Raw genomic sequence first — 13,215 nt, 5'->3', positions numbered from 1 at the left:
ACGGGGAATTTCACCCAAGATGAGGAGGATCGCGGTGAGTTCAAAATACACCACACGAGGTGTCATATTTATTCATTCGGTAACTCCGGCTGTTCAACCACACGTTGAATGGGCGGTTACAAGTGTGCTCGGATACCCTGTGCATATTGAATGGACGAAACAGCCGGCACAGCCACAAATGAACCGAGGAGAAGTCGCCTGGACTGGCGAAATCGGAACTGGTGCGATGCTCGCCTCGGCGCTGGGCGGCTGGGAGCATCTGCGCTTTGAAATTACTGAAGAAAATACACCAGTTTCAGAGGGTGGTCGTTGGTCGTGCACCCCTGGTCTTGGCATTTTCTACGCTCAAACAGATCTGGTAGGGAACGTCGTCATTCCTGAAAACCGAATCCGTGCAGCTCTTGAACAGTCTGCTGGCGACGCCGATGAGTTGCGCCGCTTGATGGACGTTGCGCTCGGTCAGGCGTGGGACGATGAGCTTGAAGTGTTCCGTTATGCAGGAGCAGGAGCACCGGTACGTTGGCTACATCGCGTCGGATAACGCAACCGGGTAGATTTGGGCGAATGCTCTAATCGTTACCAAATAACGCACGTAGATCAGCGGCACTAGCGAGTTGGCTTTCCTCCTCAAGCTGGCTCAGCTGTGCAGCGTCGCGCGTCTTAGAATCTTGAAAATCAGCCTCGGAGCGGATTTGCGATTTGGGATCGAGATCTGCTGGTACCGGCGTCTTAATCGCTTCACAAAGCTGTGCAACTGTTGTCGCTGCGCAGACGTCGTCGTCGAGGATATTAATTTTTGCCAAGCGCTCGAGCTGCGTGGCAATTGCCCAGATTGAAACGGTGTCTAAGCCGAGCTCATCGCGCAAATTAGAGGTATAGTCGGCCTCAGTCGCGGGAATTTCTGGAGCCACATCAGCCAGGGCAACTCTAAAGCGTGCGAGGGCAAGCTGTTGTTCGTCGTCTAAAGAAATACTCATTTTCGCCACTCCTGCATACTCGCAACTCTTACCCCGGCGTCGTACATGAATGTACTCGGTATTTGCCGATTCGCCGGCGCTAGTTCACGGTTTGATTCCACTGTCTATCCTAAGCAATTTGGGCAAACATGTAATAATATTCAGCAACTGTGCCTGCCTGATGAGCTTCTCGCGGCTCCGATTGACTATAATAAGCATAGAACGAGGAGAGCTCATGGCACACTATGTTGATTTACATCCAGATAACCCACAGCAACGCATCGTTGATCGAGTCGTGGAACGTTTGCGTCAAGGAGACATCGCGGCAATTCCCACGGATTCGGGCTATGCGATAGCGTGCCGGTTAGGCAACAAAGATGGATTGGAACGCATCCGCGCAATTCGTCGCGTGGATTCCAAGCATCACTTTACGTTGTTGTGTCACGATTTTGGGCAGCTCGGCAAGCTCGTGATCATCGATAACGCCAATTTTCGATTGATAAAGAGCAAGACGCCCGGTCCATTCACATTCATTTTAAAGGCCACTAAAGAGGTGCCACGAATGATGCTCAACCCGAAAAAGTCCACCGTGGGCGTGCGCATTCCCGATCACAAGATCACACAGGCGATCCTAGAGACTATGGACGAGCCTTTGCTGTGCTCAACGCTGATTTTACCAGGGGAAACTGAACCACAGCGGGAGGGATGGCAGATTAACGATGAGCTTGGGCATGTGCTCGATATCGTCGTTGAGGGGCCAATCGGGGCAGAGGGGCCGACGACCGTCGTCGATCTTTCCTCGGGCAGCATAGAAATTCTTCGTGAGGGCGCAGGACGCCTCGATACTCTGGCTTAATGGACGTCTCACAACAGAGCAAACCAGAAATACCAACCGGGACGAGCAATTTCTCCAAAACGAGCAATTTCTCTAATCGGAAATATCAACGTTCAACGCAAAATAAGGTGAACTGGCAACCCAATGAATGAACTAAAAGCAGTACTTTTCGATCTTGACGGCACGCTCACGGATTCTGCACCGCTTATCTGCAATGCTTTGCATGAGACGATGCTTGAGAAAGCGGGGGTGGATATGCCGCCGGCATCGTTCATGCCCTGTGTTGGGCCGCCCTTACATCAGTCGTTTGCGCGTATGGGTGTGGCGCAAGATCAGATTGAGGACTACATCGCCGACTACCGGCATCGATACCTGCAAGTGATGGATCAAACTCCACTGTTTCCCGGCATGGGTCGTACGCTGCGAGTAATAAAAGAAGAGCTTGGCGTACCGCTTTTGGTTGCCACGTCAAAATTGACTCATTTAGCGCAAGAAGTGTGTGACAACCTCGATATCTCTTCCGTATTTTCGCGCATATGTGGAGCTCACACGGATACGATGCACAGTTCGAAAACTCTCGTTGTGGCCGATGCTCTGCAGTATTTGTACGACGCCGGTGTGCTTGCGCAGGCACCTGACGTTGCGGCGCGTCCACACGTACCTGACAACGGCGAAGCCATGCGCACTGACGTCGTGATGGTTGGTGACCGCATTTTCGATATCGAAGGCGCGGGCGCACACAATATTCGCACTGTGTTAGTGCAATGGGGAGGCGCACCACAAAGTGAGCATGACTTAGCCTGGGCGAGTGTGAAATCACAAGAAGAGCTGATAAGGGTGCTTTGTTCTCTCAAAGGCTGAGAGAACAAAACCAGAGCACAAAGCACCCGGCTTAGTCAGTACCGCCGATGCGGCAGTACTGACTAATTGTTGGCATTGAACTGCGATTGGTAAAGATCGTAGTAGTAACCGCGTTTATCCATCAGCGACTGATGCGTGCCTTGCTCAACAACATCACCGGCAACCATCACAATGATTACGTCCGCTTCTCTAATGGTAGAGAGTCGATGAGCAATCACAAATGATGTTCGTCCTGTTCGCAAATGGTTCATCGCTCTTTGCACGAGCATTTCTGTGCGAGTGTCAACCGAGGAGGTTGCCTCATCGAGAATCAGAATCTCAGGATCGGCGATATACGCGCGTGCAATAGTGAGGAGCTGCTTTTCGCCAACCGAAAGACCGCCGTCTTCGTCGTCAACCACCGTATCGTAGCCCTCGGGGAGCTGGCGGATTAACCGATCCACACCAATCGCTTTAGCTGCAGCGATAATCTCATCGCGGGTTGCACCGACTCGGCCGTAACCAATGTTTTCTGCAATCGTGCCCTCAAATAGCCAGGTATCTTGCAAAACCATTCCGATTTTTGAACGCAAAGAGTCCTTGGAGAAATCAGTGATTGAAGCTCCGTCGATTTTGATACTTCCTGAGCTCACGTCATAGAAGCGCATCAGCAAATTGACGAGCGTCGTCTTGCCTGCGCCGGTTGGTCCTACAATGGCCACTTGTTGTCCGCGTTCAACCGTGAGGTTGAGGTGAGAAATCACGGTCGTATCAGGCGTGTAACCGAATGACACGTTCTCAAAACTCAATGTGCCTGAGCTATGAGCAGCACTAGGAGGCAAATCAGCAGTTGCATCGGGAGTCATCTGCTCAGAATCAAGGAAATCAAAAACTCGTTCCGCAGAAGCTGCCCCAGACTGAATCAGATTGGCTGTGGAAGCCAGCGTACCGACCGGATGATTAAGTTGGCGCGAATACTGGATAAATGCTTGAATTGCACCGATTGTCAAAGCCCCGCTGAGCACCTGTAATGCGCCAGCAACCGCAACGACTACGAAGGAAATATTAGCCACAAAAGCCATGATTGGCTGCATCATCTGCGAATAGAATTGCCCTTTGAAACCCGCAGTGAAGAGTTCGTCATTGGCACGATCAAAGGAATTCGTACGCATATCTTGCATATTGTACAAAGCCACGATCTCGTGACCTGTAAAGGATTCTTCAACAATAGACGACACTTCGCCCGTCTTTTGCCACTGCGCTTTAAATTGTGGCTTGGACAGTTTCAGAATCTTGACCATGGCCAGCATGCCGAGTGGAAATGCCAACACCGAGAGCAGCGCGAGCCACCACGAAATCCAGATCATCATGGCAATAATCCCAATAACCATGTACAGAGAGGAAATAACCTGGTTAAACGTCTGCATCAACGTCTGATTGAGATTGTCGATGTCGTTCGTGACGCGTGAGAGCAAATCGCCACGTTGATGTTGGTCAACATACGACAACGGCAGCTTATCGATCTTCTCCTGTGCAGTTTTGCGCAGGTTGAAGCCAAGATCTTGCACCACGACTCGGATAATGAAACCAGCGATGAACGAAGCTACGGCGTAAATGAGGTATAGGGCGACGACGAATAACAACACACGTGATAGACGTCCAAAGTCAACGCCGCTACCTGCCATACCCGCAACGATGACGTTCGTTGCATCACCGAGGAATTTCGGCGCTGCTACCGAAGCTGCGGTAGCGAGCAAGGTCAAGAGCATAATAAAGACGATCTGCCAACGGGCAGGTTTCAAGAGACGAGCGAGCCGTTTCAATGACCCTTTCGTATCGCGAGAGGTGGCAGTTGGATCTACACCGGGACCGTTCATTTTGCCTCCTCCGCAGTGAGCTGTGATTGGACGATTTCTTGGTAGGTAGTGCAGGACTCGAAGAGTTCAGCATGCGTGCCACGACCGACGATCAAGCCATTATCCAGCACACAAATCTCATCCGCATTGCGAATAGTAGCTACACGCTGGGCAACAATTAATACCGCAACATTAGTTAACGTTGATTTCAAGGCAGCTCTCAGGCGTGCATCGGTAGCATAATCTAAGGCTGAAAACGAGTCGTCGAAAATCAGCAGATCGGCGTCGTGATGCCCTAAAGTATCAGGTAAACAGCGGTAAAGTGCTCGAGCTATAGTGAGGCGTTGGCGTTGGCCACCAGAAAAATTCTTTCCACCCGATTCAACTTTCGCTTCGATCTGGCCGTCGAGAGTTGAAACGAATTCCCAAGCTTGGGCGAGCTCTAAAGCTTGCTTGACGCGGGCGACGTCGTAAGAAACATCTGAACCCACCGTGCCGGCGACGTTTTCGCCGATAGTGCCCGAAAAGAGAAAGGCACGCTGGGCGACGATTGCAATTTTCGAGCGAAGCTCATGCAGATCAAGCTCATTAACAGGCACTCCACCAGCGGTGATGCTGCCACTGCTCACATCAATTAAACGAGGAAATAGCCGGATTAGGGAGGTTTTTCCCGAGCCGGTCGAACCGATGAGGGCGACGGTCCTGCCCTGCTCCAACGTCATATTGATACCGCTGAGTACTGGCTCTTCGGCGCCAGGGAAGCGCAAGGAAGCGTCCTTTAGCTCGAATAGTAGGGGAGATGCAGGAAGCTCGCGAGGATTAGCCGGGTTGACGATCGTCGATTCCTGATTGCGCACTTGCGCGATACGCTTTGCAGAGATCTCGCCACGTGGGTAGAACATCGCCATCATGCCAGACATCATCACCGACATCAGAATCATCATCAGATAGTTGATATAGGCGGTAAGTGCACCGATATTGAGATCGCCAATGCTCACCCGTTGCCCGCCAAACCAGATCACTGCGCACGAGGAAAGCCCTACGATCAAGAATGCTGTAGGGAGCATAAAGGCCCAGAGCCAGCCGATTTGAAGCCACACAGAGCGCAATTCTTCGTTGGCAACATCGAACTTCTCAGCCTCTGTCTTTTGACGCACGAAAGCTCGGATGACTCGCACGCCGGCGAGTTGTTCGCACAAAAGCGTATTGATTCGATCCACTCGCGCCTGTTGTATCTGATAACGCGGAGTGAGCAGAGCCATCGTTACCCCGATCAGCAGGGCTAGTGCAGGAACAATAATAAGAAGCAGCTTGGATAAGCCCGCATCCTGCTCAAGCGCCATGATGATTCCACCGATACCCATAATTGGCGCCGTGATCATGATCGTGAAAGTCAAAAGCACCACCATTTGCATTTGGGTGATGTCGTTTGTGACGCGGGTGATGAGTGTGGGCGCGCCGAATTTATGCTGATCTACGGCCGAAAAGTTTTGGACGTGTCGGAAAGTGGTTGCGCGCAGGTCCCGCCCAAATTCCATAGCCAGCTTTGAACCGAAGTAGATTGCCAGAACCATAAAAGATATTTGCACCAGAGAAATGCCGAGCATCAGCATTCCGCGCGTATAGATAATGTGGCGATCGTTTGCCAAAATACCATGATCGATGATCTGCGCATTGAGAGAGGGAAGCCAGAGCGAGAGGATCACTTGGCCCAGTTGAAAGACGATCAACGCCACAAGATAGCGCTTTTTGGAGCGCAGAAATTCCCACGCAGTTCGAAATAGTTCCATATTGCCTCAAATATTCTCACGTAAGTTCATAACTTATTTAACTAATAACTATTGACACAGCCTACGCTTGTTCCAAAATCGACATTGGCAAACTAGCTTGCTTTGTAAGAAAGGCAATATAAAGGTGTGGGTTGGGATAATTAGGATTATCCCAACCCACACCGCTTTAGTCGCTATCGTGCACGGAGTTGAACCGAGCAAACCAAAGTTGAATCGAGTTAAACGCAGTTCGTATCAGTTGAACCAAGTTCGCTGGAGTTGAACCAAGCTAACCGCAATCGAACCAAGCTAACCGCAATCGAACGGAGTTTTCAGCAGCTAGACTCTGCGCACAGACCTCATCTGAGAACTTAGGCAACTTCGTTTGGATCAGATATACCTGATTCTCCAGCGTTTGGATTGAACAGATCGTACTTATCGATTGCTTGTTTCACAAGTGAACGATCAATCTTACCTTGATCCGCAAGAGCTTGCAGTGCACGAACTACCATCGACGCTGCGTCGATCTTGAAGTGACGACGTGCAGCTGCACGAGTATCCGAAACACCGAAGCCGTTAGCACCGAGCACGTAGTAGTCACCTGGAATCCACGGACGGATTGCATCTTGGTTCTGCTTTTCAAAATCGGAGGTTGCAATGAATGGTCCCTCTTCATTCTTCAAACGGCTCGTGAGCCAAGCTTCGCGCGGTTCTTCTTCAGGATGCAAGAAGTTGTATTCATCGGTCGCAAGACCGTCTTTACGCAGCTCATACCATGAGGTGACCGACCAAACAGCCGCAGAAATGCCCCAGTCATTGCGCAACATTTCACGAGCTTCGCGAGCCCAAGGAACTCCCACACCCGAAGCGAGCAGTTGAACCTTGTGTCCGTCACCTTCGGCTGCATCCACTTGGTAAATACCCTTGATAATGCCGTCCACGTCCACGTTCTCAGGCTCTGCTGGCTGCAAGATTGGCTCATTGTAAACGGTCAGATAGTACATAACGTCCTGATCGCGGCCGTCTGAACCATCGCCGTACATGCGTACGATACCGTCGCGTACGATATGGCGAATTTCGTATGCATACGCTGGATCGTATTGAACGATGGCCGGATTCGTTGAAGCGAGCACATGGGAGTGACCATCGAGGTGCTGCAAGCCTTCGCCCGTGAGGGTAGTGCGGCCAGCAGTTGCACCCATGATGAATCCGCGTGCCATTTGATCAGCGGCATGCCAGAACTGATCGCCAGTGCGCTGGAATCCAAACATCGAGTAGAAGATGTAGATTGGCACCATCGGTACGCCGTGCGTAGCGTATGAAGTTCCCACAGCAGTAAATGCCGCGTTTGAACCTGCTTCGGTAATGCCAGTGTGGAGGATCTGACCCTTTTCTGATTCCTTATAAGAAAGCAGAAGATCTGAGTCCACCGCAGTGTAATGCTGGCCGTGAACGTTAAAGATCTTTGCAGTGGGGAAGAGGGCATCCAAACCGAATGTGCGCGCTTCGTCTGGAATGATCGGCACAATGCGATGACCAAATTCTTTGTCGCGGATGAGATCCTTCATCAAGCGTACAAAGCCCATGGTGGTGGCCACTTTTTGCTTACCAGAACCGCCCTTGAGGACGTCGTATACCTTGTCGTTTGGCAGGCTAATGCCTTGCTCAACGACGCGGCGTTCGGGCAAGTATCCTCCGAGCTCACGACGACGGTCGAGCATGTACTCAAGCGCAGGAGCGTTTGGCTCTGGCTTGAAGTACGGAGCGTTGTAAGGATCTTCGAGCTGCTCATCAGTGAAATCAAGATGTAAGGTATCGCGGAGCAACTTCAGATCGTCCGAATTGAGTTTCTTCATCTGATGGGTGGAGTTGCGGCCTGCGAAATTCGAGCCGAGCGAGTATCCCTTGACCGTGTGTGCCAAGATGACGGTTGGTTGGTCTTTGTGATCAACTGCAGCTTTGTAAGCCGCGTAAACCTTGCGGTAATCGTGACCGCCGCGCTTCATGGCGAAGATCTTTTCATCGGACCAATCAGCCACCATAGCTTTGGTGCGTGGATCGCGACCGAAGAAGTGCTCGCGGATGTAACCGCCGTCGTTAGCCTTGAACGTCTGGTAATCGCCGTCCAAAGTGTTGTTCATAATATTGACGAGCGCACGGTCTTTATCAGCGTGGAGGAGTTCGTCCCATTCGCGTCCCCAGATAACCTTAATGACGTTCCAGCCAGCGCCACGGAACGAGGCTTCAAGCTCCTGAATGATCTGGCCGTTACCACGGACAGGGCCGTCGAGACGCTGCAGGTTACAGTTGATCACAAAGGTGAGGTTGTCAAGGTTCTGACCTGCGGCGAGGTGGAGAAGACCGCGGGACTCGACTTCGTCCATCTCGCCGTCGCCCATGAAAGCCCACACGTGCTGCTGAGAGGTATCTTTCAGACCGCGGTCGTGCAGATAACGGTTATACCACGCCTGGTAGATCGCCGAAATTGGGCCAAGTCCGAGCGAAACGGTTGGGAATTCCCAAAAATCTGGGAGTTGGCGAGGGTGCGGATACGAAGGCAATCCCTTGCCACCAGATTTGCGTGATACCTGCTGGCGGAAAGAATCGAGATCGGCTTCCGTCAGACGTCCTTCGAGATATGCTCGGGCGTAGTTTCCTGGTGAGGAGTGGCCTTGGAAGAATACCTGATCTCCGCCACCGGGGGAGTTCTTGCCACGGAAGAACCAGTTGTGTCCCACTTCGTAGAGAGTTGCTTGGGCAGCAAAAGAGGAAATATGCCCACCTACCGCGATGCCAGAACGCTGTGCGCGGGTTACTTGAACTGCTGCATTCCAACGAACCCAACGACGGAATTCACGCTCGAGTTTCTCGTCGCCTGGATAGAACGGCTCGTCGTCGATACCGATCGTATTAACGTAAGGTGTTACGAGGTTGCCTGGTAAACGAACCCCACGCTCACGGGCGCGTCGTTCCATTGCCATCAATAGATAACGAGCGCGGGCATCGCCTTGAGCGTCAATGAGACCGTCAATGGACTCTAGCCACTCTTGGGTTTCTTCTCGATCAACATCCGGAACCTGGCTGAGCAAACCATTGATCAGCGGACGAATAGGAACTTGACTCACGTTGTCTCCCTTAAATTTGCTAATTCTTGGGAGGTTTAAGGAAGCCTAGGTGTCTTAAGGCGTTCTTTAACCTCTCCTTAGACATAAATGTACCGGATTTGGGTCAAAAGCCCTACATTCTTGGCGGAATTTTCAATGGGAGACGACTCACTTTTTTGAAATTGAAGAAATCTTCCTTTTAAGGTGCTGAGAAAACAACGAGACTTTACAATATTTCGTGATGTACCTTATAAGGGTTACACATAGCGTCTTGAAAGGACGGTTACGAGTGTCCGGCACAACTACCGGTGAAAAATTAGGCTTTAAGCTAGGCGATGTCGTCCAAGAGTTCGGATATGACGACGACGTTGACTTTGACTTGCGCGATTCCATTGAGAATATCACCGGGCAACAACTTGAAGATGAGGACTATCGCGGCGCTGCCGATTCAGTATTGGCATGGTGGCGTTCGGACGACGGAAACGTCGATGATCTTACGGATTACCTCGTAGATTGTGCCGCATCTCTCGATTCGGGAGCGGGTGCCATTTGGTGTCTTGTTCCGGTTGTTTCATCAGAATTCCATGTGGCGACGGCGGATGTGGCAGAGGCGGCGAAGACTGCGGGGTTGTCGGTACCCAGTTCTGTTGCTTTAGGTGGAGACTGGACGGCATATCGGATCGTCTCGCGCGGGCACTGAGCTTAGGCTCCGATGCTAATTTAGGTGTGCGTGTGGGTGCGTTGAGTGCTTACTTGCTGTGCGCAGAGTTGACACGCGTTTAACACGTGCGGATATGAGTATCTGAGGGTTTGTAGCGTAAATTTCGTGAGAGCGGCGCATTTCGGCTGGTTGTCGAAATGCGCCGCTCGTCACGTTTTGGGAATGAATTTGGAATTTAGCAGGATTTGTGGATATGCTTCTAACGGACTCTTAGCTCAGTTGGTAGAGCACCTGGTTTACACCCAGGTTGTCATCGGTTCGAGTCCGGTAGGGTCCACCAACAAAACTCCCTCTCGAAATCTTCGAGAGGGAGTTTTGTTTTTGATGCCATTCTGGGCACGTAAGGGAGGCTTATGGGCGGGTCGTGTTGGGTTTTGGTGTGTTTTTGTAAACATCTCGATATATATCAAGATGTTTACAAAAACACACCAAAAAAGAGGTGATAAGGCGACATACATGCCCCAAATGCTTGTCTGAGGCGTGTGCGTGGAGGAGGCTAGGGGTCGTGTCCGGTGTGGAATGTGCATCAGCGAGGCATGTGTGACTGGAACCAACGTGTGTCGCGGAGCGTTTGAAGTTTTGCGCGTTTGAAGTTTTGCGCGGTTGGAGCTGTGTGCGGGGCAGGGCGTGTAGCAGGACGGGCCGTATGTCGTCAGGCTAGTGTGTGTAGCAGGCCCTGTACCAGGACATGCTGTATACCAGGGTAGGGCGTGTGGCCGGAGCGAAGAAACAGGGACGGCCAGCGCTCCCACCATGGCAAGATTGCCAAAGTTTACTTTTTCTTTGTAATATCTTTGAGTCATCAAAAGATATCTCGGTGTAAATGTTGAATATTTCTGAGATTGGTCGATGGGAAGATTTTATGGCTGACGCGATTGCAGCGTATTTTGGTTCAATTTCGGACTTCATATACACGTACATCCTCATTGCTCTGCTGATTAGCGCTGGAATTTACTTCACGGTACGCACCCGAGCTGTGCAATTTAGCAATTTTGGGAAAATGGTCAAGATCGTCTTTTCATCACGTGAATCCCGTGATGGCGGTATTTCCTCATTCCAAGCATTTGCGATTGGACTAGCTTCACGAGTAGGTACGGGCAATATCGCTGGCGTGGCAATCGCACTCGTCTTGGGTGGGCCAGGAGCGGTTTTCTGGATGTGGGTAGTGGCTGTGCTCGGCATGGCTACAGCTTTTGTTGAAGCTACGATGGCACAGCTGTTCAAAGTGCGTTGGCATGATGGAACATTCCGTGGCGGTCCTGCTTTCTATATTCAACGCGGCCTAGGATCGCGCAAATGGGGTTTTGTTTTTGCAATATTCTTGGTGTTCTCCTTTGGCATTTCCTATGAAATGGTGCAGGCCAATACGATTGCCGCTACCTTAAAAGATCATTACAGCGTGAGTCCTTGGGTTACTGCCAGTGTGTTATTCGTGCTCACTGGAATGGTTGTGTTTGGAGGTCTCAAGCGAGTTGCAAAAGTCACTGAGTGGATGGCTCCTCTCATGGCAATTGCGTATATTCTCATCGCTGCTGCAGTGATCGTGATGAACCTTGAAAATATCATTCCGATTGTGAAGCTGATTTTTGCTTCGGCTTTTGGTCTCGAGCAAGGACTGGCTGGAACAACAGGTAGCGTGGTAGCGGCAATGCTCAATGGTACGCGCCGCGGCCTGTTCTCTAATGAAGCGGGCGAGGGTTCGGCTCCCAACGCGGCTTCCACCGCCCAGGTCTCACATCCTGTTAAACAAGGCTTCATTCAGGCGATGGGCGTTTTCGTCGACACTATTTTGGTGTGTTCTGCCACCGCGTTCATCATTCTCAATTCGCTTGGCCACGTGTACAAACCGGGCGAAGCAACTGATCTAGACGGCGCATCGCTCACGATTGCCGCTGCTACTTACGAGCTGGGCGAGTGGATTGTTCCCGTCATGGTCGTGCTCATCCTTGTGTTCTGCTATTCGTCAATTATCGGCAATTTCGCCTATGCAGAAATCAATATTGACTTCATGACCAGAGGAAAAGCCTGGGGATCGAAGGTGCTTGGCGTCGTCGTCGTAATCTCTGTGGCAATCGGCTCGTTGTCTTCACTCAATGCCGTATGGAATTTCGCCGACATCACGATGGCGGGAATGGCCTTGATTAACCTGGTAGCGATTGTGTTACTTGGTAAGTGGGTATTTGGCGCCTTGCGTGATTTCCAGGCTGATCCCAATAAGCCGTTTGTGGCAACGAATAATCCACACATGCCAGGAGAGCTGCCCTCTGATATTTGGGTAGAGCGTGAAAACGCCCAAGCTTAGGATTGGCAATGGCGCAGGTCATTTCGTGAGGGTAAAACCTAATAAGATCGAAATATAAGCGGTAATCAGGCAAAGGATTAGCATACTCCAAGCGTAAAGGTGTGCTTTCTTTGCCTGGTTATCTTTTAGCATGGTGTAGGTTTCTAACGACGCCGTACTGAACGTTGTGAAGCCGCCTGCGAATCCGGTGCCCAGGATCGCGAGCGTGGATTGTGAAATACCAGATCCGAGGTACATTCCGGTGAAAAATCCTAAAATGGCAGATCCAATGAGGTTAATGGTAAATGTGCCAGTGGGAAACTTATCCTTGGACATCACGGAATCGATTAAGAAACGCATAACTACCCCAAATCCGCCGGCGCAGGCGATCAATAGAGTGGTCATGCCTGCGCCTCTTTGTCTGCTTGGGGAGCGCGCGGCAAAACCAAACGGGCGCCAAGGGCAACGGATGCCACGCCGAGCACAATCGAGAATATGGGATAGATAAGTGCCAATGTGGTTTGCCCCTTTGCTAGAAGCAGATTTGAATCAACGACGATAGCGCTGTATGTGGTAAAACCGCCGAGAAATCCGGTACAGGCAAGGAGCCTGATGTGCTTTTTTATGTGGTTCTTCAAAGAACTATGCGCGATTTTCTGTGAGATATAACCGAGCAGGAAACATCCCAACATATTGATCGTCAGAATACCCAGGGGTAACGAGGCGTTGGTCGGGAATGTGCTAGCGAGGATATAGCGCGCACTTACGCCTAAAAATCCGCCGCAGAATACCGAAATTATTGATAGAACCACGTCGATATTCTAGGTCTAAGTAGTTCTGTATGCTTGCTAGA

11 protein-coding genes and 1 tRNA gene are annotated in these 13,215 nt (G+C 51.0%); 6 read left to right on the top strand and 6 right to left on the bottom strand.

Annotation, left to right across the window (positions count from 1 at the left end; translation table 11 throughout):
• Window positions 1-34 precede the first annotated feature (34 nt).
• Window positions 35-541 (top strand): DUF3145 family protein, encoded by a 507-nt coding sequence (locus tag JOD55_RS07060; protein WP_204399330.1) that lies wholly within the window; start codon window positions 35-37, stop codon window positions 539-541.
• A 28-nt stretch (window positions 542-569) separates the two neighbouring features.
• Here the strand turns inward: JOD55_RS07060 and JOD55_RS07055 are convergent, their stop codons facing one another.
• Window positions 570-977, bottom strand: a complete 408-nt coding sequence (locus tag JOD55_RS07055) for a hypothetical protein (protein ID WP_204399329.1) — start codon at window positions 975-977, stop codon at window positions 570-572.
• Window positions 978-1,191: 214 nt separating this feature from the next.
• Here JOD55_RS07055 and JOD55_RS07050 point away from each other — a divergent pair, with 214 nt between their 5' ends.
• Together JOD55_RS07050 and JOD55_RS07045 are read left to right on the top strand one after the other, a co-directional pair.
• Complete coding sequence (locus JOD55_RS07050; RefSeq protein ID WP_204399328.1) at window positions 1,192-1,812, top strand: L-threonylcarbamoyladenylate synthase; 621 nt, start codon at window positions 1,192-1,194, stop codon at window positions 1,810-1,812.
• Between the two features lie 123 nt (window positions 1,813-1,935).
• Window positions 1,936-2,652, top strand: a complete 717-nt coding sequence (locus JOD55_RS07045) for an HAD hydrolase-like protein (RefSeq protein WP_204399327.1) — start codon at window positions 1,936-1,938, stop codon at window positions 2,650-2,652.
• A gap of 62 nt (window positions 2,653-2,714) precedes the next feature.
• Here JOD55_RS07045 and JOD55_RS07040 read toward each other — a convergent pair whose 3' ends face one another.
• From JOD55_RS07040 to aceE, 3 genes are all read right to left on the bottom strand, one after another.
• Window positions 2,715-4,508, bottom strand: a complete 1,794-nt coding sequence (locus JOD55_RS07040) for an ABC transporter ATP-binding protein (RefSeq protein ID WP_204399326.1) — start codon at window positions 4,506-4,508, stop codon at window positions 2,715-2,717.
• The gene (locus JOD55_RS07035) at window positions 4,505-6,277 is read right to left on the bottom strand and encodes an ABC transporter ATP-binding protein (RefSeq protein WP_204399325.1); all 1,773 of its coding nucleotides are present in this window, start codon (window positions 6,275-6,277) and stop codon (window positions 4,505-4,507) included. The genes JOD55_RS07040 and JOD55_RS07035 overlap by 4 nt, the downstream gene beginning before the upstream one ends.
• A 350-nt stretch (window positions 6,278-6,627) precedes the next feature.
• Entirely contained in the window at window positions 6,628-9,381 is a 2,754-nt protein-coding gene (gene aceE / locus JOD55_RS07030; protein WP_204399324.1) for a pyruvate dehydrogenase (acetyl-transferring), homodimeric type, read from the bottom strand.
• A gap of 268 nt (window positions 9,382-9,649) precedes the next feature.
• Between aceE and JOD55_RS07025 the strand changes: the two genes are divergently transcribed.
• The 3 genes from JOD55_RS07025 to JOD55_RS07015 all read left to right on the top strand — a co-directional run bounded on the left by JOD55_RS07025 (window position 9,650) and on the right by JOD55_RS07015 (window position 12,383).
• On the top strand, window positions 9,650-10,060 hold the full coding sequence (locus JOD55_RS07025) for a DUF3052 family protein (RefSeq protein WP_338022221.1): 411 nt from the start codon (window positions 9,650-9,652) through the stop codon (window positions 10,058-10,060).
• 225 nt (window positions 10,061-10,285) lie between these two features.
• Window positions 10,286-10,361 (top strand) — tRNA-Val (locus JOD55_RS07020).
• A 543-nt stretch (window positions 10,362-10,904) separates the two neighbouring features.
• Entirely contained in the window at window positions 10,905-12,383 is a 1,479-nt protein-coding gene (locus JOD55_RS07015; RefSeq protein ID WP_239538980.1) for an alanine/glycine:cation symporter family protein, read from the top strand.
• Between the two features lie 18 nt (window positions 12,384-12,401).
• Here JOD55_RS07015 and crcB (JOD55_RS07010) read toward each other — a convergent pair whose 3' ends face one another.
• Window positions 12,402-12,767, bottom strand: coding sequence for a fluoride efflux transporter CrcB (crcB, locus tag JOD55_RS07010; RefSeq protein WP_204399322.1), 366 nt, complete (start codon window positions 12,765-12,767; stop codon window positions 12,402-12,404).
• Window positions 12,764-13,174 carry a fluoride efflux transporter CrcB gene (crcB, locus tag JOD55_RS07005; protein ID WP_204399321.1) on the bottom strand — a complete coding sequence of 137 codons (411 nt, stop codon included), beginning with the start codon at window positions 13,172-13,174 and terminating at the stop codon, window positions 12,764-12,766. Before crcB (JOD55_RS07005) ends, crcB (JOD55_RS07010) begins: the two co-directional genes overlap by 4 nt.
• Window positions 13,175-13,215: the final 41 nt, after the last annotated feature.

Source organism: Arcanobacterium pluranimalium, assembly GCF_016907845.1.
In the GTDB taxonomy this organism is placed as follows: Bacteria; Actinomycetota; Actinomycetes; order Actinomycetales; family Actinomycetaceae; genus Arcanobacterium_A; species Arcanobacterium_A pluranimalium.
The sequence above is the reverse complement of the archived record's forward strand: the minus strand, read 5'-3'. Positions and strand labels throughout refer to the sequence as shown.

Bases quoted from the DNA above. Each gene is read 5' to 3' on its own strand.
- JOD55_RS07055 (WP_204399329.1), bottom strand. From the start codon at position 977: ATGAGTATTTCTTTAGACGACGAACAACAGCTTGCCCTCGCACGCTTT.
- JOD55_RS07050 (WP_204399328.1), top strand. From the start codon at position 1,192: ATGGCACACTATGTTGATTTACATCCAGATAACCCACAGCAACGCATC.
- JOD55_RS07045 (WP_204399327.1), top strand. From the start codon at position 1,936: ATGAATGAACTAAAAGCAGTACTTTTCGATCTTGACGGCACGCTCACG.
- JOD55_RS07040 (WP_204399326.1), bottom strand. From the start codon at position 4,508: ATGAACGGTCCCGGTGTAGATCCAACTGCCACCTCTCGCGATACGAAA.
- JOD55_RS07035 (WP_204399325.1), bottom strand. From the start codon at position 6,277: ATGGAACTATTTCGAACTGCGTGGGAATTTCTGCGCTCCAAAAAGCGC.
- JOD55_RS07015 (WP_239538980.1), top strand. From the start codon at position 10,905: ATGTTGAATATTTCTGAGATTGGTCGATGGGAAGATTTTATGGCTGAC.
- crcB (WP_204399322.1), bottom strand. From the start codon at position 12,767: ATGACCACTCTATTGATCGCCTGCGCCGGCGGATTTGGGGTAGTTATG.